This window comes from Acinetobacter sp. A47 (genome assembly GCF_000805455.1).
GTDB lineage: Bacteria > Pseudomonadota > Gammaproteobacteria > Pseudomonadales > Moraxellaceae > Acinetobacter.
In genome coordinates this window covers 24,213-41,246 of sequence record NZ_JSUS01000016.1, presented here as the reverse complement: position 1 = coordinate 41,246, position 17,034 = coordinate 24,213, and the positions used below count along the sequence as shown (strand labels likewise).

The following is a 17,034-nucleotide window of genomic DNA, read 5'->3' as shown; positions in this document are numbered from 1 at the left end:
GTTCAGGTCATTTGATTGTAGACCTGATACCGGTCCTTTCAAGCCATTGTCTGTTGTATGCCGGAGGCATGGGCAGGGGCTTATCATTCCTAGTCGAATAGTGCGCACATATTCAGATTTACAAGCGATCTCAACCTCATGCACAATAGGCAGAGATGTTTGTAAGTTTTAAAGATATGTGCCAGCTATTAGGAATGAATTGTGCCACCCCGACAGATATTACCTTTTCATTTCGCGGGTTCTCCCAGCGAGCCGGGGTCACGTCTGATCATTGTGATGGTTTTGGTATCGCGTTCTTTGAGGACAAGGCTTGCCGCCTGTTTGTCGATAACCAGTCGGCGGTGGAGTCTCCAATTGCCGACCTGATCCGTAATTATCCGATCAAGTCCCGTAATGTCATCGCGCATATCCGCAAGGCGACCCAAGGTAAAATCAACCTTGAAAACTCACATCCTTTCTTGCGTGAGTTATGGGGGAGACACTGGATTTTTGCCCATAATGGCGATTTGCATGACTTCAAACCTGAGCTGAGCGGCCGTTTTGAGCCGGTCGGTAATACCGACAGCGAGCTGGCGTTTTGTTATCTGCTCGATCAGATGGTTGAAGCTTTTGGCTATACGGAACCGGGGCTAGAGGAAATCTTTGCATTATTGCAGCGTATTGCTCCACAAATTGCCGAACATGGCACCTTTAATTTTTGCCTGTCGAACGGCAAGGCGCTGTACAGTTATGCCACCACCAAACTGCACTGGCTGGTACGTGAATATCCATTCCAGCATGCGCATTTGATCGATCTGGATGTTGAAGTCGATTTTAGCCAGGTGACTACACCTGAGGATCGGGTCGCAGTCATCACCACAGAACCTTTAACGCATAATGAAGCATGGACTGCCTATCAGGCAGGAGAAATGATTTTATTCCAGCATGGTCAACCGGTTTTGCATGCATTAACTCGTGTGGAACGCCTGATTCGCGAGGCAGAAAATCCGGCATTAAAACGAGTAACCAAAGCGGATCAGTATTAATCGGTTAAAGATATAACTGAAAGATAGCTTCAGGCATGTTTTTCTTAAAAAAATAAATGATATTTTTTCAGTTATATCAATAAAATGAGTGAGATAGTTTTTCTCGCTGGTTAAAAAATACTTGAGCGTTTTGATTGGTAAAAATATTAAATTAAATATAAAACAATAGCTTAATTTATTTTAGATATAAAATTTTCAAACCTGACAAAAATGCTGCGTTTTTATTTAATTCTTTTGTCGATATTATATCTGTATTCAATAAATCAAATATAGTTTGGGGTTCGATATGGGGATGAAATGGTCTGTCGAATATAATACGGGAATAGAGGTCATCGATGATCAGCATCGTCGTATTCTAGATTATATTAATGAAATTGATGAATTAAAAGAAGACGATGACCGTGCAAAGTTAAAGGGGATTCTGGATAATATTATTGATTATACCCAGTCCCATTTTACTTTTGAAGAAAGTTTGCAGGAAGAGGCAAACTATAAATATCGTGTACCGCATAAACGGGTACATGATTTATTTATCAAGAAGATAGAAACTTATCGTCAACGTTTTGAATTGGGGCAGGAAATTGATGACGAGTTGCATGAAGCATTGTCAAAATGGTTGATCAACCATATTCGACATGATGATGCTGATTATGTTGGGGCTGTTAAGGAAAATATGATTGGCATTATTAAGGAAAATGAAAAGAAAAAAGGGAAAAACTGGTTTTCTCGTTTCTTCTCATAATAAGAAGATAATAAAAAAATAATAACAAAAGATCCCTTGTTATAAAAAGTAATAAGGTTGGTATGAGTGATATACAAGGGGTCTAATGAGCAAAATAATAACTGGTGCGCAGCAAATCATCTTCACTGGGTGATTTGCTTTTTTCTTTCGATATCTTTTGTTTTGATTTTCAAGCGTGAGAAAGGCAAAATAGATTGAATATTTCATTGCAAACACCATAAAGCGCAATGAGTTCAAAGTTTTTTCAAGGATTGCATTATGCAGGACACAACTCTGTCACGCTGGTTCGCCCCAGTGATGGCGTTTTGCCTATCTTTTGTCATGATTACCACATTGGCACCGACTGTAGGCATCCAGATAGACCGCCAGTTCGATTTCTGGCTGCTCTGGTTAGGTACCATGCTGTTATTGGCATTGCCGATTGGTTATCTTGAAATTGCCTTGGCAAAGCGCTCACAAACCACCGCATTACAAGCACTTTCTAGCCTGACTCGGGATGCCGATGCTTCACCAAGATGGCGTTTGGTCGGCTGGTTGGCAGTTGTGTTTGTCCCGTTTTTTGCCGGTAGTGTCTTAACCACCGCAACGCAGGTCGTAAAGCAGCAACTGGCACTGGATTTTTCCAGCCAGATTTTGTTTGCAGGACTTGCCGTTGTAGCATTGGCATTCTCTTTTATTCCGCGTCAGTTCCTGATTATTCTGACAACGATCGGGGTTGTGGCAGCGTTTATTCTGGCTAATGTCATGGGCACCAAGTTACAGGCATGGCACTGGACGGGAGTAGAGTTTAAAGAGTGGGGCAATGCGACAGTGCTTGCTTTGGTGGCCAGTGGTTTAGGTCTGGGCTTGTACTGGCAGAGCAGTCTGGCTGTGGTGAAAAAGCAGGATGCTGCAACCGCGTCGGTTTTACCGATCTGGATTGCCCAGCTGCTGGCTGTGATTGCATTTGGTTTCTTCTCTATTCAGACCCAGCTTCCAGCTTTGGCTTGGGGTTTTGCTGCACTGATGTCTGCGGCCTTACTCATCCAGTTTGCAAAAGAGCAACTGGCGCAGCGCCAGCTGGCGGTTGTGGTGCAATGGGCAATTTTACTTGCCGCCATTGCAGTATGGGCTGTGCCACAAGTTGAGCAAATTTTTAATACGGTATTGATGCTATGGGGCCTGATCATCTGTCTGATCTATGCAGTTTTTGCAGGCTGGATCATGAAGATCAGCCATCTGCGTAAAGCGATGGGCTTTAGCAATGAGCTGTTTTATAACCTCTGGCGGATTGCCGTGCGGATTGTGTTACCACTTTCAATTATAGTGGCCATCGTTGCCGTGATTGGGCAAGTGCTCTGATGGAACAGGGCAAACAAGTCTGGGTGGCTTATACGACACCCGAGCAACAATTTCATCTTGCTGTTGCATTTAGCGAGGGAATGACCGCCCGGCAGGCGATTGAAGCCAGTTGCTTAACCGGGATGGTCACTTTGCCTGAGGTTTTACATCTGGGCATTTTTGGCAGCAAGATTGAGGCCGATGCCGTGCTGCAAGCAGGTGACCGGGTCGAGATTTATCGCCCCCTGACCATCAATCCAAAAGATATCCGCCGTAAGCGGGCTGCAAAGAACCCGGTTGGACGTTTTATCAAGGGTAATCGTTTTAGACCATCAAGTTCATAAAGAAAACCCCTCACGATTGTCTCGATGAGGGGTTTCTTTTTGTGACAAAGCCGTTATAGTGGGGGCGCAGTCAAAATTGCTTCTTTTGATGCCGGTAAGCCAGGTTGTGTTTCTGGTATCGTATCCAAACCTTCTATACGTTCTACGTTACCATTCGCATCAAAATAAATTTTCAAATGTTGACCGTGTGCCGCAGGTATTTTTGCTTTTTTCGCATAAGTACCTGGGATATAGTTGTAGATATAGTCCCAACGTAACGGGTTTAATGGATCTGTAACTGTTGGGCTACCAAGCAAGAAACGGACTTGCTGAAAGCTCATGCCCACTTGTACTTGAGATGCTTGTGCTTTGGTTAATGGTGTTCCCTGTGGAATATCGACTTTATAAACACCAAAGACTGAACAACCGCTAAGTACTGAAGTGACGAACAACGCCAGCATGATTTTTTGCATTTTGCTACACTATCCTGATAAATGATGATGCATTTGGTTCAAGGATAGATCATACTGCATCTAAACTCTATTGCCTATTCCAACTTAAGATTTGTTGAGAGACCTTTTTTTATGCCGATTTCCAATCAAGACTTACGCAAAGCTGGACTTAAAGTTACCCTTCCTCGCATTAAGATTCTGGAATTATTAGAAAATTCAAAACAACATCATTTAAGTGCAGAAGATATTTATAAAACTTTGCTTGAGCAGGGCGAAGACGTGGGTCTCGCAACAGTTTACCGTGTATTAACACAATTTGAAGCTGCCGGTATCATTCAGCGCCATCATTTTGAAAACAACCATTCGGTTTTTGAAATCATGCAGGAAGATCATCATGATCACCTTGTTTGCTTAAACTGTAATAAAGTCGTTGAATTTACAAATGATATTATTGAGCAAGAACAGCATGCCGTTGCAGAAAAGCATCAGTTTGCTTTAACAGGGCATTCATTAAACCTTTACGGTTATTGTAACGAAGCAGAATGCCAAGAGGCTTATCGTAAAAAATAAGCGTGTTTGGGTTACATTTTTAAAGTTCACCAAAATTGAACAAATAAAAAGGGAAGGTTACAAAAACCTTCCCTTTTTTAATGGTTTAGATTGAATTATTGACCATCAAAGGTAATGTTGCGGCTGGCGCTCAATAACTGCTCTGCACCTTCTTCTGAAAGTTTGATGGTGAGACGCAGGTCGTTTGGCGAGTCTGCGTGTTTCAGTGCATCTTTATAGGTAATCTGGCCTGCTTTATACAGGTCAAACAACGCCTGATCGAAGGTTTGCATGCCCAGCTCACGTGAACGTTTCATCAGGTCCTTGATCTCATGGATTTCACCTTTACGGATATAGTCGGCCAGCAGCGGGGTATTGATCAGGATCTCAATCGCTGCACGGCGTGAATTGCCATCGGGTGTCGGAATTAACTGTTGTGCTACCAAGGCCTTCAAGTTCAGCGACAAGTCCATATACAGCTGGCTATGGCGATCAGCTTCAAAGAAATGAATGATACGGTCCAGCGCCTGGTTGGCGTTATTGGCATGCAGGGTAGCAAGTACCAAATGTCCGGTTTCGGCAAAGGCAATGGCATAGTCCATGGTTTCACGGGAACGGATTTCGCCGATCAGGATTACGTCTGGTGCCTGACGCAAGGTATTTTTCAAGGCCACTTCAAATGAATCGGTATCAATGCCCACTTCGCGTTGGGTCACAATACAGCCTGCATGCTGATGCACAAATTCAATCGGGTCTTCAATGGTAATGATATGGCCTTTTGAATTCTGGTTACGATAGCCAATCATGGAAGCCAGCGAGGTTGATTTACCTGTACCTGTTGCACCGACAAAAATGATGATGCCACGTTTGGTCATGGCCAGCTCTTTGAGCACTTCAGGCAGTTTCAGCTCATCCATGGTCGGGATGTGGGTTTCGATCTTACGCAAAACCATGCCCGGCATATCACGTTGTTGGAAGGCACTGACACGGAAACGGGCAGTTTTTTCGCGGTTCATGATGGCAAAGTTACACTCACGTGTTTCTGCAAATTCTTTACGCTGTTTCTCGGTCATGATGGATTGTACCAGTTGACCGACGATTTCCCCTGAAAGCTTGGTTTTTGAAACAGGCACGATCTGCCCGTTAATTTTCATTGAAGGCTCGACATCTGCAGTAACAAACAGATCCGAGGCATTCTGCTGAATCATCAAATTGAGTAAATCATTAAAATCCATGTTATTTCTCTAATCTATTTATTTTTATAGGAATGACTCAGGCTGTTTGGCGACGGTACGTGCGGTTTGCGGACTGATCAAACCTTTAGATACCAGTGTTTTCAGGCTTTGATCCAGGGTGGTCATACCGTAGTTGGCACCGGTCTGGATGGCAGAGTACATCTGTGCGACCTTGTTTTCACGCACCAGGTTACGGATTGCCGGAATCCCGATCATGATTTCATGGGCGGCAACACGGCCACCGCCGTTCTTTTTCAATAAGGTCTGTGAAATTACGGCCTGTAGAGATTCAGACAACATGGCACGTACCATGTCTTTTTCTTCAGCAGGGAAAACGTCGATGACACGGTCAATGGTTTTTGCAGCAGAGGTGGTATGCAGGGTACCAAACACCAGATGGCCGGTTTCTGCAGCCGTCAATGCCAGACGGATGGTTTCCAGGTCACGCATCTCACCGACCAGAATAATATCCGGGTCTTCACGCAGGGCAGAACGGAGGGCTTCATTAAAGCCATGTGTATCGCGATGGACTTCACGCTGGTTGATCAGGCATTTCTTGGACTGGTGTACAAATTCGATCGGGTCTTCGACCGTAAGGATATGGTCATAACGGTTTTCGTTAATATAGTCGATCATTGCGGCGAGGGTGGTCGATTTACCTGAACCGGTCGGGCCGGTGACCAGCACAATCCCACGTGGATAATCACAAATTTCCTTGAAAATGGTGCCGAGGCCTAAATCTTCCATGGTCAGCACTTTAGAGGGAATGGTACGGAATACAGCGCCTGCACCGCGGTTCTGATTAAATGCATTGACACGGAACCGGGCAATATTGGGTACTTCAAATGAAAAGTCGGTTTCCAGATCTTCTTCAAAATCACGACGTTGTTTATCATTCATGATGTCATACACCAAACGGTGTACATCTTTATGTTCAAGTGCTGGCAAGTTGATACGACGGACTTCCCCATCTACACGAATCATAGGAGGCATACCCGCTGACAGGTGTAAATCTGATGCACCGTTCTTGACCGAAAAGGCGAGTAATTCTGTAATATCCATAATTTCCCCGAAACAAACTCAAAAAGTCTCATTATTTTGTAGAATAATATAAGGCTTTCATTCCGGCTTACCAACACCTTAGAGAATGGGAAAGCAAAAAAACATTTCGTAAATGAGAACTGTGTCAATGAATCAATCGCAACAATCCCGCCAAACTGTTTTAAATCAAATAGAACACGCCTGCCAGCGCGTTCAGCGTGATCCTGCGACTGTACAATTGCTGGCCGTTTCCAAGACTCATCCTGCTGAACGTCTTCGGGACATGCATGAGGCTGGACAGCGATGTTTTGGTGAAAACTATTTACAGGAAGCCTTGGAAAAAATAGAAGCGTTACAGGATTTAGAGATTGAATGGCATTTTATTGGTCATGTACAGCGTAATAAAACCAAGCATCTGGCTGAAAAATTTGACTGGGTGCATGGAGTTGACCGTTTGATTATTGCCGAGCGCTTATCTGGTCAGCGTCTGGCGTCACAAGTACCGCTGAATATCTGTTTGCAAGTGAATATTGACGGGCAGGATTCAAAAGATGGTTGTCAGCCCGAACAAGTGGCTGAACTGGTGCAGCAGATCAGCCAGCTTCCCCATATCCGTTTACGTGGCTTGATGGTGATTCCTGCGCCTGACAATCATGCGGCATTTACAACTGCCCAAGCACTATTTGATCAGGTGAAATCCTTGCATACACAACCTCAAGACTGGGATACCTTGAGTATGGGGATGTCGGCTGACTTAGAGGCTGCGATTGCAGCAGGTTCGACCATGGTCAGGATCGGGACAGCATTGTTTGGCGCAAGGGATTATACGACATAATCAAATTCATGGCTTTTTGACCAGCAGGTATAAAAACAGTTCGTCATTATATAAAATATAGCGGCTGTCTATTTAAACCGGATATTTTAAAATAATTTGCTTATGTAGCTCAGTAAATAATGGCTGGGCTGCATAACGCTAGTTTTACAACGATAAAAACCGAATTCAGGATCATGTTTAAAATGAAAAATTTCTATTTTTTAATTTCTTTGTTGTTATGCTTATTTTTAGCTGCCTGTAGTAATAAAGAAGATGATGTTGCTGCAGAATCTGCCGACAGTAATGCTCAGGTGAGTGTAGACGAAAAACTGGGTACCAAATGGGGCGATGAGATCAGTTCACAGGTGACCGAGGTCAATCTCAGCCGTTTGTCTGAACAGCCGATTGCAGAAACACAGGTCCGTTATGCCAACAAGCAGTATCAAGGCAAAATGGTCAACAGTATTTCATTGGCAGCAGGCAAAATCAGTTTTTCAGTGATTGATGATGCAAAACAGCCTCTGGCTTTATTCCGTGATGGCCAGAACTACTATCTTTCAGGTCAGGCGGGACAAAGCTATCAATTAAAATATGAAAATCATAGCGATCATACCTATGAAGTGGTCGCTAGTGTGGACGGTATTGATGTTCTCAATGGACGCGCTGCTTCACGTAGTAATGCCGGTTATATTTTATCCCCTCATCGTGAGCTTAGCATTGAAGGCTTCCGTAAGAGTGATAAGGCTGTTGCTTCTTTTACCTTTAGTCAGCCAGAAGATGCCTATGCGGCCAATTCTGATCATGGTTCAATCCAGAATACCGGGGTGATCGGGACCGTGATTTATCAGGTTGAATCAGCAAAATCAACAGAGGCAGCCCAAGAGCAAAAGCCATCTAAATATGCCCCGCCACCGAAGGCCTTTCCGGCAGACCGGAATTAAAGCCGGAGAGCTGGGGTATTAATATTCAAGACATCGGACTAGGCAGGGTTTCTATAATACCAAAGCGCTGTCCTGAGCTGCTTTGAATGTTAGAACCCGGATGAACATTCCATTTATAAACAGAAGGAGCGCGCTTGCAGTGCTCCCTGACTTCATAACACAACGACACAACACTTGGGAATATAAATGAAGATGATGAAATATATACTGGCCGTTTTGATGGTCATGCCGTGTGCTCCGGTTTTAGCAAATCCGGTACCTGAAATGGAAAAGGCTGTTATTTCTGAACATAAAAGTTATCAGGATTTTAAAGAAACCTTCCTGTTTCTGATTGCAAAACTGACAGAAGAACATGAAGAGGGTTCTGATGAGGAAAATGTATCGAACGCGCACTGGACATGTGTTAATCAGCAAGAAATTGTGAAGATGTTTAATAATAATAAAAAATATAAGAAACAGTTTGATCAGGAGTTTGCAAAGGAATATCCAGGTTTTGATGCGACGCTAGACGGCTTTCAAAAGTCCGTGCTTGAAATGAAGACGTATTGTGACCAGATGCAAGCGGAGTATGACAAGATCTAGACCATAAAAAAGGTGAGTTGCCTAACTCACCACTTCAATCCGGCTGGAGCCTGAGCCGACAGGTTGAACCTGAATCTGTACAGGAATCCGTTCGTGCATTTCCTGAATATGCGAGATTAAAATCACCTTACGGCCCTGGCTTTGTAGCTGATCCAGCGCATTCATGACCATGTGCAAGGATGAAGCATCTAGCGTACCAAAGCCTTCATCAATAAACAGCGATTCGATTTTCATGGAGCCGGAGGCCATATTGGCAATCGCCAGCGAAATCGCTAAGGCCGTGAGGAAAGATTCTCCACCGGACAGCGAGGCTACCGAACGGGTTTCACCATCCATATCATGGTCGATAATCGCCAGACTGAGTGAGTTATCCAGACGCTTTAGGGTGTAACGCTGCGATAGCATTGCCAGTTGCTGATTGGCATATTCCAGCAAAATATCCAGATTATATTGCTGGGCCAAGTCTCGGAAATCCTTACCTTTAGAATCACCAATCAGGCTGGAAATCTTATTCCAGCGATGTTCCTGTTGCTGAATATGTTGAATTTGCTCTGCAAACTGCTTTTGCTTGGCAAGGTTTTGCTGATGCAGTTCCAGCTGGACTTTATATTGATCGCGTTGTTCAAGCTGTTGTTGCAGTTTATCCTGATTTAAATGAATCAGCTCAGACAGCTGTTCCTGCTGGATATCAGGCTGGTGTTGTTGATGCTGGTTTAATTGCTGTTGTGCAGTTTTGAGCGCATAGGCAGCTTCGCTGAGGACACGTTCTGCATTTTGCAGCGTTAAGCGAATCTGCTGTTCCTGTGTAGATGAAATGGCCAGCAACTGACTCAGCTGCAGCTCCTCAAACTGGGTGTGCTGCGTCAGCCATGCACTAATTTCGTTTTTGCATTGAGTCAATGCTTGCTGATTGTGCTGATGCTGGGCTTTGAGTTGCTCCAGCTCATTCTTGTGCTGCTCAAAGTCATGCCGTACCTGTTCAAAATGCTGTTTGGCTTGCTGATATTGGTGCTGCACCTGCTGACGTTGCTGATCGTGCTGTTGTAGCCACTCATTGGCTTTGAGCTCGCCTGAGCCCGTCATGGCCAGAATCAGCCGGTGGGCAGCCTCACTGTTCTGTTGGCCTTTTTGCGCAATCTCCTGCAATTGCTGGTTCAGCTCAGTGTGTTGCATGCCCAGACTATTGAGATTTGATGTGAATAAATTGAGCTGCTGGGTGAGCTGTTCTTGCTGTTTGTTTAGCAAATCGCTTTGTTCGAGTTGTTGCAGGCGTTGTTTTAAACGTTGCACAAGCTGTTCCGATAGCGGTAATGGCTGTTGCAGCCAGCGTGTTTTTTCAGCGGTCTCCAGACAATCTACAATATGCTGGATGTGCTGTTGCAATTGCAGGATGGTTTCCAGTTGATAGGTGGTGTTCTGGATGGACTGGTTTAAATGAAGCTGCTGTTTGCTGGCCTGACTGAGCTGTTGTAACTCCTGTTCAAGCTGTTGTTTGTTCTGTAATGATCGGGAGCATAAGTCTTGCAAGTAAACTTCAAGTTCCGGTTGTGCAGCACTCAAATCAAGTTGAATCTGCGTTTGGGTCAGATATTGCTGTAATTCTTGCTGCTGCGTATTTAATTTTTCATGAGCCTGTTGCAAGGCTGTCCGTTGCTGCTTGCGCTCGGATTGCAGCTGGGTAAATTGCTGTTGTGTATGCTGCCACAACTGAAAACACTGTTGTTCCTGTTGTAAGGCCTGTTGTTCCTGTTGTTGCTGCAAGGCGAACAGGGCCTTGGAAACCGGGCTTTCATCCTCGCGATAGGGATGCTCGGTACTGCCACAGACCAGACAGGCTTCACCTGGCTTCAGTTCAGCACGTAGATGTTCGACATTTTCAGCATGTAATAAGCGTTGTTGTTGCAAGATGTGTTGTAATTTTTCCCGCTCGTTTTTGGCTGCCTGAAATTCATGTTCGGTTTGTTGGGTGGCTTGTTCAAGCTGTTGATGCTGTTGCTCTAAGGTATCTAACCTGTGCTGGAGCAGTGTGGCTTCATTGTTGAATTGGACATGCTGCTGCAACTTTTGTTGAATCACATCCAGCTGGTTGAGCCGGGTCAACAGTTGTTCTTTCTGTGCCTGTTTGTGTTCCAGCGTAGACTCAATCTGCCGGGCGGTACCGAACTGATCGATCAATTGTTCCAGCTGGCTTTTATCTTGCTGCAGGTTGGCCTGAGCCTGTTGGATATTACCGAGCGTATTTTCAACTTTTTGATAATGTTGAATAAACTGTTGGAGCTGCTGGACATGGGCAGGCAGTCCCTTATCCAAAACCGAGAAATGGCTGCTGTGCTGTAATTGCTCAAGACAGGTTACTTGTTGTGTACCTATATGCTGTAGCTGCTGTTCAATCTGTTGCTGCTGTTGCAGTAGAGGTTGTTGCTGGGTTTCAACATGTGCCAGTCTACTTTTGGTCTTTTTATAATCTTCTGCAATATAGTCACGTTCCTGTACATATTTACGTACCAGAGCCAATTCATGCTGATGTTGTAACTCAAAATTTTGAAACTGTTGCAGTGCAGTTTCTGCCTGGGTATAGCGTAATTTTTCCTGCTCAAACCGGGTGCTCAGCTGAGCAAAATGTTGCTGTTTCTGTTGCAGCTGTGGCTCAAGCTGTTGCAGGTTTTTTTGAAGCTGCTGTTGCTGGAAAACAACAGGGCGAATTTCGGAAAAGCTCTCTAGCTGTTCCAGTAACTGGCGCTCTGTTGCCAAAGCCGCATGGGCCTGAAGCTGGCTATCATGCTGTTGCTGTTTGACCAAACGGTCATTTGCCAGTTGCTGTTGCTGTTCAAACCACTGTTGTTGCTGCTTCAGTTGGGCCTGTTCATTTTCAAGTTGCTGCACATGCTGTTGCTGTTGCTGAAACTGGCTGTGCAGGACTGCAATTTCTTCATCCGAGCGAATTTCGATATGGCCAAGCACATTTTCCAGCTGCTTACGCTGGTTGGTCATTTCACGGGTTTTTTCAAAGGCCAGTTGTCCAATTTTGGCAAAGATACTTGAATTGGTCAGATATTCCAGTAATTCGCCACGTTCAGTATCCCGTGCCTTTAAAAAGGCAGTGACCTCGGACTGTGCCAGTAAAACGGCGCGGGTAAACTGTTCAAAACTAAGCTGGGTGATTTGCTGGATATGGCTTTCAACAGCTTTGGTTTTATCTGCAATCACCACACCATCGGTCAGGCATTTGAGCGAGCGCTGCACACTTTGCAGTTTTCCACTGGCATTTTCACGGGCGCGTTTAATTTCCCAGCGCGCCTGATAGTGCTTCTGGTCTTGTGCCACAAAGCATAACTCAGCAAAGCCGTGGCCTGTACCGCGACGTAAAACGGTCAGGGGAGAGTTGGTCAGCAGCTCCGAACCATCGACATCCAGCAGTTTGCCATCACTTTCTTTGAGGCGGGGGATCTTATTAAACAGGGCCAGACACATGGCATCTAAAATGGTAGATTTGCCTGCACCTGTTTTGCCGACAATGGCGATCAGGCCTGCATTGGCCAAGGGTTCGCTTTCAAAATCGATAAAATGTTCACCTGCCAGAGACGCCAGATTTTTTAGCCGGATTGATAAAATTTTCATGGCAGTTCCTTAAGCAGTCTGGTCATCTTCAAGTTTTTTTTGTGCCTCAGCCACCAGACTCAGGAAATCTTTATGTACCTCGTCATCGGCGTGATAGCCTTTTTTCTCCCAGATTTGCTGGAACAGTTTTTCGGGCGTAGGTGGCTCCAGACTGATAGTTTGCTTGCTTTCGGCATGGCTCTCACTGGACAGATATTGTCTGGAAATCCGCACCAGTCGATAGCGGTCTTTTGGCAGCGCATCTTCAAATTGTTGCCTTAAATTCGGCTGTGGCGGCGTTGCGGTATGATATTCAATATCGACATATTCACGATGCTCGATATTTTCAATAGGGCCACTGGGCAGGTTTTTAAGCTGCTGCATGACCGCTGCAAGTTCATCCTTAATTTTATGCAGCTGAATACTTCGTGGCACGACCAAGGCTTCAAAACCCAGTCTGTGCTCTGCTTGGGCCGGGTCAATCGTGACCTCAACCACTTGATGTTTATAATTGATTTCACTAAAGGACAGCGGAATCGGAGAGCCGCTATAACGAATATGTGGATGCTGTACCTTTTGCGGTTTATGTAAATGGCCCAGCGCAACATAATCGATGCTGTCATCAAACAGGCTGGTAGACAGAGCCTCTTCATTGCCAATAATAATCGGGCGTTCCGAGTCTGAGGTTTCGCCGCCTTGCATATGTGCATGTGACATCAGGATCAAGGCCTGCTGATCGGTCTTGCGCCGTTTGGCTTCTTCGATTAATTGCTGATGTAAATAAGCAATGGCATTGTGGCTATTGGTGGTGTGTTCATTAAAGCCCGTGATTTCGGCGGAACGCAAGAAGGGCAGGGCAATACACCATGCCACTACCTGTTTTTGCTCGTCATAAATCGGCAAGATTAAACGTTCCAGATCGAGTGTTTTATCTTCTTTCCAGCGAATTACCCCGACCGTTTTGGCATTGTATTTGGCCAATAATGGCTCAACCTGTTCAATTCGGTAGCCCGAATCGTGGTTGCCTGCAATCATGAGCGTTTGCATGTGTGGTGCGAGTTCATGGGCATCGGCAAGAAACTGGTAGAGCTGTTTTTGTGCCTGTGAGCTTGGGTTAATCACATCAAAGATATCACCTGCAATCAGCAAGGCATGCGGTTGTTTCTGTTTAATCTGCTCCAGTAACCATGCCAGAAATTGTTCATGTTCATAATGGCGGGAATGATGATAGAAGAATTGTCCCAGATGCCAGTCAGAAGTATGAAAAAAACGCACAGTCATAGATGAATCTAAAAATGGAATGAACCCGGATAAGGTAGCATGGATTGACGCAGAAAGGAGCGTCTGTTCTGGCAGAAAAACAATACATGAGACAGCTTGATCATTTTTAAACGATGCTCTAGTTTGAGAATAAAGTCATGGTTGAAAAAAGAGGGCATAAAAATGAGCTGGGGTAAAGTAAGCCGTGAAGTGCAGGATCAGATCATGTTGATTGGGCTGGACCGTGTAGAAAAACGCAATGCCTTTGATAGCCATATGATTCAGGACTTGTCATTGGCGTTAACCGAATATGAACATGATCCTGAACTCCGCTGTGCCGTGATTTTCGCACATGGCGATCACTTTACAGCAGGCCTGGATCTGGTCGAGTTACAACCGAAACTATCCGAAGGCATTTTTAATTTTGCGGAACAACAAATTAACCCGTGGGGAACAGCGGGCCGGCATCGAAGCAAACCTGTGGTCGTCGCGGTACAGGGATTCTGTTATACCGCCGGAGTTGAGTTGATGCTCAATGCCGATGTGGTGATTGCCAGCGAAAATACCATCTTTGGTCAGCTTGAAGTGTTACGTGGCATCATGCCATTTGGTGGGGCAACGGTGCGCTTTGTGCAGGCTGCAGGATGGCAAAAAGCCATGCCCTATTTATTAACCGGCAAAACGTTTGATGCGAAAACGGCAGATCAACTCAACCTGATTTCCGAGATTGTGGAAAATGGTCAACAGTTGCAGCGGGCCATTGAAATTGCCAAAGAGATTTGTATTGCTGCGCCACTTGCGGTACAGGCGCTGCTGGCTTCTGCAACTGATGCGCTAACTCAAGGGCAGACGGCGGCATTTGAAAAGATGAACCATTATCTGATGCCGCTGTTTGAATCGCAAGATGCCCAGGAGGGCGTCCGTGCCATGTTAGAAAAACGTCCGCCGCAGTTTAAGGGGCATTAATCATATTTTAAAATAATGGATTAGTGATTTGTTCGACTTGATGAGTTTCATGAAACCAAACATAGACAGATTCTGATAAAACATTGGAGTTGAAAGGCTCAGGAAGAAAAATTAAATAATCGCCACAATCATTTTGAGCAAACGCAATTGCAGAATCTGGAAATCCATCCCATGTTCTTGCGAGCTTAGTTTCTCTCACAATATGATTACATGTACGTATTTTTCTTTTTGGAGTGGACTCATCAAAAAAAGGAAAGATCTGCCAATAATCATCTGCGATGAATAATTCACCGCCATTTTCCTCAATCATTTTGTTTTTGAATGCTTGGGGAAATATAAGCTGTAATTCATTTTCCGCCGCTATAATATATTCTTCTGCAACTGGAAAAGGCATTGTGATCTCTCAATAAAAATCGGTCATTCATTTATACGGCCTTTTCATCGATTTCACAAATACCAAAAGTATTATGATCAGAATCAAGAAAATAGCCCTGCCAGCAACGGTTCGGGATTGCGAATTTATCCATTGCCACAATGCCGCCGAGGCTAAGAATTTTAGCTGCTGTTTCATCAAAGTTTTCGACTTCTATGGTGCAGGTAAAGGCATTGGTCCCGCATCCTGTGGGTGGAGTCGCCACTGGACGTTGCAGTAAGCCGCCGTGAATGCCTTCAGTTTCAATCCGGTAATATTCAATTGGCAGGCCTTCCACTTTTTCAAAATGCCAGCCAAAGACAGCCTGATAAAAATGGACGTCGCGTTGAGGGTTGGAGGACTGAATTTCAAAATAAGTGACCGTATTTTTCATTTTTATTGCCTGTTCCTTATGGGGTTTGGTTTATTCTAAAGACTGCCGTAATGAGATTGTTCAAGAGTTATGTAAATGCCGATGCGGGTGTTGTTGTTGCCAACCTGCCAGCAAGTCTGGTTTGCGTAACTGGCATAGATGAGATGGATTAAATGTTGATGAAGATAATCAAGCTGGCCGAATCCCCTGAGCTGTCAGAGCAGGCAGCGAACTGGTTTGCACAGAAATGGGGGATTGCTGTTGAGGCCTATCGTGACAGCATACAGCTCTCGATTGAACAGCAGGAGGGGATTCCGCAGTGGTATGTGATGCTGGATGACAGGCAGCACATTATTGCGGGTGCAGGCGTGATTGATAATGACTTTCATGACCGCAAGGATCTGGCACCAAACTTATGTGCCTTATTTGTTGAACAGCCTTATCGAAATCGGCAGTTTGCCAGACAGCTGTTAGACTTCGCCCGACACGATATGAAAAATTATGGATATAAAAAGCTATATTTGATCACTGATCTGAGTCTGTTCTATGAAAAGTGTGGCTGGGCGTTTCTGACCCTGGTTGAGGATGATGACGGTGAGTTGATTAAAATGTATGTTGCCGATACCTTTTAAATCATAAATTTCGGGCAAATAAAAACCGACGATTCGAGTGATGAGAAATCGTCGGTCAAAATCTTTTCCAATGGTTATGGCTGCTAACACAACCATTGTTAAAGATGGAGAGTCATAATGAAAGGTCACCGAAAACATTACGGATGCCGTGCAATGTACAATTCGGTTGCTGCGACCTTGTACCCTATATAACGCTGCTGGTTGAGGATTGGTTGACATAAAAATGAAAAAAAAGTGAAAAAAATTTATAATTATTTCTTAAAGCCAGTCTAATTAGGTTTATCTTTATGATTTCATTGCGTTTGTATTATCTCTGGTTTTTTATTATTTGTTTGGCCTCGACGTTAATTGCCGGTGTGCTGGCTGCAATCTTACCCAATAGTATCGGGGGCGTGCTGACAGCAGTTCCTTATTTGATTGCCATTATTGCGGTTTTATTCAAATTTCTCAAGCAACAACGCCGGGCACCGACCCCTCAGGAAAAGAAACGTCTGAGCATTGGCTTTAGCCTGATCTTTTGGGGGTATAACGCCTTGGGTTTATTGCTTGGGTTATTTCTTTTTGCGCGTAAAGATCCGGAAATCTGGCAAAACTTTTTACTTTATCTGAAACAGCCACCATTTGTGCTGACTGTATTGGCAATGTGGTTTGTGATTGCCGTACCCCTGTTCCTGATTACTTACTGGTTTTATGGTCCTCAGGCACAAAGAATGGCCCATAAGATGTTTTCCTCTTAAAAGAAAGTCGACTTGTAATTTGCCCTTATTCTG

18 protein-coding genes are annotated in these 17,034 nt (G+C 44.6%); 11 read left to right on the top strand and 7 right to left on the bottom strand.

Features of this window, described 5'->3' with window-relative positions; all coding sequences use genetic code 11:
• Window positions 1–176 precede the first annotated feature (176 nt).
• The 4 genes from OC23_RS05270 to OC23_RS05255 all read left to right on the top strand — a co-directional run bounded on the left by OC23_RS05270 (window position 177) and on the right by OC23_RS05255 (window position 3,431).
• Window positions 177–1,025 (top strand): class II glutamine amidotransferase, encoded by an 849-nt coding sequence (locus OC23_RS05270; protein WP_038343357.1) that lies wholly within the window; start codon window positions 177–179, stop codon window positions 1,023–1,025.
• Window positions 1,026–1,311: 286 nt separating this feature from the next.
• Window positions 1,312–1,767: a bacteriohemerythrin gene (locus OC23_RS05265; protein ID WP_038343323.1), complete on the top strand. Its 456-nt coding sequence runs from the start codon at window positions 1,312–1,314 to the stop codon at window positions 1,765–1,767.
• A 258-nt stretch (window positions 1,768–2,025) separates the two neighbouring features.
• Complete coding sequence (locus OC23_RS05260; RefSeq protein ID WP_038343322.1) at window positions 2,026–3,108, top strand: membrane protein; 1,083 nt, start codon at window positions 2,026–2,028, stop codon at window positions 3,106–3,108.
• Window positions 3,108–3,431, top strand: a complete 324-nt coding sequence (locus tag OC23_RS05255; protein ID WP_038343321.1) for an RnfH family protein — start codon at window positions 3,108–3,110, stop codon at window positions 3,429–3,431. The genes OC23_RS05260 and OC23_RS05255 overlap by 1 nt, the downstream gene beginning before the upstream one ends.
• Before the next feature lie 53 nt (window positions 3,432–3,484).
• Here the strand turns inward: OC23_RS05255 and OC23_RS05250 are convergent, their stop codons facing one another.
• Complete coding sequence (locus tag OC23_RS05250) at window positions 3,485–3,883, bottom strand: outer membrane protein assembly factor BamE (RefSeq protein ID WP_038343320.1); 399 nt, start codon at window positions 3,881–3,883, stop codon at window positions 3,485–3,487.
• 111 nt (window positions 3,884–3,994) lie between these two features.
• On the opposite strand from OC23_RS05250, the gene fur reads away from it, so the two are divergent.
• On the top strand, window positions 3,995–4,432 hold the full coding sequence (gene fur / locus OC23_RS05245; RefSeq protein ID WP_038343319.1) for a ferric iron uptake transcriptional regulator: 438 nt from the start codon (window positions 3,995–3,997) through the stop codon (window positions 4,430–4,432).
• 95 nt (window positions 4,433–4,527) lie between these two features.
• On the opposite strand, the gene OC23_RS05240 is transcribed toward fur, so the two are convergent.
• Window positions 4,528–5,646: a PilT/PilU family type 4a pilus ATPase gene (locus tag OC23_RS05240; RefSeq protein ID WP_038343317.1), complete on the bottom strand. Its 1,119-nt coding sequence runs from the start codon at window positions 5,644–5,646 to the stop codon at window positions 4,528–4,530.
• A 24-nt stretch (window positions 5,647–5,670) separates the two neighbouring features.
• On the bottom strand, window positions 5,671–6,708 hold the full coding sequence (locus OC23_RS05235; RefSeq protein WP_005229075.1) for a type IV pilus twitching motility protein PilT: 1,038 nt from the start codon (window positions 6,706–6,708) through the stop codon (window positions 5,671–5,673).
• A gap of 127 nt (window positions 6,709–6,835) precedes the next feature.
• On the opposite strand from OC23_RS05235, the gene OC23_RS05230 reads away from it, so the two are divergent.
• The 3 genes from OC23_RS05230 to OC23_RS05220 all read left to right on the top strand — a co-directional run bounded on the left by OC23_RS05230 (window position 6,836) and on the right by OC23_RS05220 (window position 9,024).
• Window positions 6,836–7,522 (top strand): YggS family pyridoxal phosphate-dependent enzyme, encoded by a 687-nt coding sequence (locus OC23_RS05230; protein ID WP_038343316.1) that lies wholly within the window; start codon window positions 6,836–6,838, stop codon window positions 7,520–7,522.
• A 182-nt stretch (window positions 7,523–7,704) separates the two neighbouring features.
• Window positions 7,705–8,442, top strand: a complete 738-nt coding sequence (locus tag OC23_RS05225; RefSeq protein ID WP_038343315.1) for a hypothetical protein — start codon at window positions 7,705–7,707, stop codon at window positions 8,440–8,442.
• Between the two features lie 192 nt (window positions 8,443–8,634).
• Window positions 8,635–9,024 carry a hypothetical protein gene (locus OC23_RS05220; RefSeq protein ID WP_227505540.1) on the top strand — a complete coding sequence of 130 codons (390 nt, stop codon included), beginning with the start codon at window positions 8,635–8,637 and terminating at the stop codon, window positions 9,022–9,024.
• A gap of 21 nt (window positions 9,025–9,045) precedes the next feature.
• Here OC23_RS05220 and OC23_RS05215 read toward each other — a convergent pair whose 3' ends face one another.
• Together OC23_RS05215 and OC23_RS05210 are read right to left on the bottom strand one after the other, a co-directional pair.
• Window positions 9,046–12,642 (bottom strand): SbcC/MukB-like Walker B domain-containing protein, encoded by a 3,597-nt coding sequence (locus OC23_RS05215; RefSeq protein ID WP_038343312.1) that lies wholly within the window; start codon window positions 12,640–12,642, stop codon window positions 9,046–9,048.
• 9 nt (window positions 12,643–12,651) lie between these two features.
• Window positions 12,652–13,902 (bottom strand): exonuclease SbcCD subunit D, encoded by a 1,251-nt coding sequence (locus OC23_RS05210; RefSeq protein WP_038343310.1) that lies wholly within the window; start codon window positions 13,900–13,902, stop codon window positions 12,652–12,654.
• A gap of 162 nt (window positions 13,903–14,064) precedes the next feature.
• Between OC23_RS05210 and OC23_RS05205 the strand changes: the two genes are divergently transcribed.
• A complete protein-coding gene (locus OC23_RS05205) occupies window positions 14,065–14,847 on the top strand; it encodes a crotonase/enoyl-CoA hydratase family protein (RefSeq protein WP_038343309.1) in 783 nt (260 codons plus the stop codon).
• Between the two features lie 7 nt (window positions 14,848–14,854).
• On the opposite strand, the gene OC23_RS05200 is transcribed toward OC23_RS05205, so the two are convergent.
• Both OC23_RS05200 and OC23_RS05195 read right to left on the bottom strand, forming a co-directional pair.
• Window positions 14,855–15,241 (bottom strand): SMI1/KNR4 family protein, encoded by a 387-nt coding sequence (locus OC23_RS05200; protein WP_038343308.1) that lies wholly within the window; start codon window positions 15,239–15,241, stop codon window positions 14,855–14,857.
• Window positions 15,242–15,272: 31 nt separating this feature from the next.
• Complete coding sequence (locus OC23_RS05195; RefSeq protein ID WP_038343306.1) at window positions 15,273–15,653, bottom strand: VOC family protein; 381 nt, start codon at window positions 15,651–15,653, stop codon at window positions 15,273–15,275.
• Between the two features lie 158 nt (window positions 15,654–15,811).
• On the opposite strand from OC23_RS05195, the gene OC23_RS05190 reads away from it, so the two are divergent.
• Together OC23_RS05190 and OC23_RS05185 are read left to right on the top strand one after the other, a co-directional pair.
• Window positions 15,812–16,264, top strand: a complete 453-nt coding sequence (locus tag OC23_RS05190) for a GNAT family N-acetyltransferase (protein ID WP_038343356.1) — start codon at window positions 15,812–15,814, stop codon at window positions 16,262–16,264.
• Between the two features lie 287 nt (window positions 16,265–16,551).
• Window positions 16,552–17,001 carry an ABZJ_00895 family protein gene (locus OC23_RS05185; protein WP_038343305.1) on the top strand — a complete coding sequence of 150 codons (450 nt, stop codon included), beginning with the start codon at window positions 16,552–16,554 and terminating at the stop codon, window positions 16,999–17,001.
• Window positions 17,002–17,034 lie beyond the last annotated feature (33 nt).

What these genes read in the sequence shown, in the direction of transcription:
- OC23_RS05270 (WP_038343357.1), top strand. Translation starts at nt 177, where the DNA reads ATGTGCCAGCTATTAGGAATGAATTGTGCCACCCCGACAGATATTACC.
- OC23_RS05265 (WP_038343323.1), top strand. Translation starts at nt 1,312, where the DNA reads ATGGGGATGAAATGGTCTGTCGAATATAATACGGGAATAGAGGTCATC.
- OC23_RS05260 (WP_038343322.1), top strand. Translation starts at nt 2,026, where the DNA reads ATGCAGGACACAACTCTGTCACGCTGGTTCGCCCCAGTGATGGCGTTT.
- OC23_RS05255 (WP_038343321.1), top strand. Translation starts at nt 3,108, where the DNA reads ATGGAACAGGGCAAACAAGTCTGGGTGGCTTATACGACACCCGAGCAA.
- OC23_RS05250 (WP_038343320.1), bottom strand. Translation starts at nt 3,883, where the DNA reads ATGCAAAAAATCATGCTGGCGTTGTTCGTCACTTCAGTACTTAGCGGT.
- fur (WP_038343319.1), top strand. Translation starts at nt 3,995, where the DNA reads ATGCCGATTTCCAATCAAGACTTACGCAAAGCTGGACTTAAAGTTACC.
- OC23_RS05240 (WP_038343317.1), bottom strand. Translation starts at nt 5,646, where the DNA reads ATGGATTTTAATGATTTACTCAATTTGATGATTCAGCAGAATGCCTCG.
- OC23_RS05235 (WP_005229075.1), bottom strand. Translation starts at nt 6,708, where the DNA reads ATGGATATTACAGAATTACTCGCCTTTTCGGTCAAGAACGGTGCATCA.
- OC23_RS05230 (WP_038343316.1), top strand. Translation starts at nt 6,836, where the DNA reads ATGAATCAATCGCAACAATCCCGCCAAACTGTTTTAAATCAAATAGAA.
- OC23_RS05225 (WP_038343315.1), top strand. Translation starts at nt 7,705, where the DNA reads ATGAAAAATTTCTATTTTTTAATTTCTTTGTTGTTATGCTTATTTTTA.
- OC23_RS05220 (WP_227505540.1), top strand. Translation starts at nt 8,635, where the DNA reads ATGATGAAATATATACTGGCCGTTTTGATGGTCATGCCGTGTGCTCCG.
- OC23_RS05215 (WP_038343312.1), bottom strand. Translation starts at nt 12,642, where the DNA reads ATGAAAATTTTATCAATCCGGCTAAAAAATCTGGCGTCTCTGGCAGGT.
- OC23_RS05210 (WP_038343310.1), bottom strand. Translation starts at nt 13,902, where the DNA reads ATGACTGTGCGTTTTTTTCATACTTCTGACTGGCATCTGGGACAATTC.
- OC23_RS05205 (WP_038343309.1), top strand. Translation starts at nt 14,065, where the DNA reads ATGAGCTGGGGTAAAGTAAGCCGTGAAGTGCAGGATCAGATCATGTTG.
- OC23_RS05200 (WP_038343308.1), bottom strand. Translation starts at nt 15,241, where the DNA reads ATGCCTTTTCCAGTTGCAGAAGAATATATTATAGCGGCGGAAAATGAA.
- OC23_RS05195 (WP_038343306.1), bottom strand. Translation starts at nt 15,653, where the DNA reads ATGAAAAATACGGTCACTTATTTTGAAATTCAGTCCTCCAACCCTCAA.
- OC23_RS05190 (WP_038343356.1), top strand. Translation starts at nt 15,812, where the DNA reads ATGAAGATAATCAAGCTGGCCGAATCCCCTGAGCTGTCAGAGCAGGCA.
- OC23_RS05185 (WP_038343305.1), top strand. Translation starts at nt 16,552, where the DNA reads ATGATTTCATTGCGTTTGTATTATCTCTGGTTTTTTATTATTTGTTTG.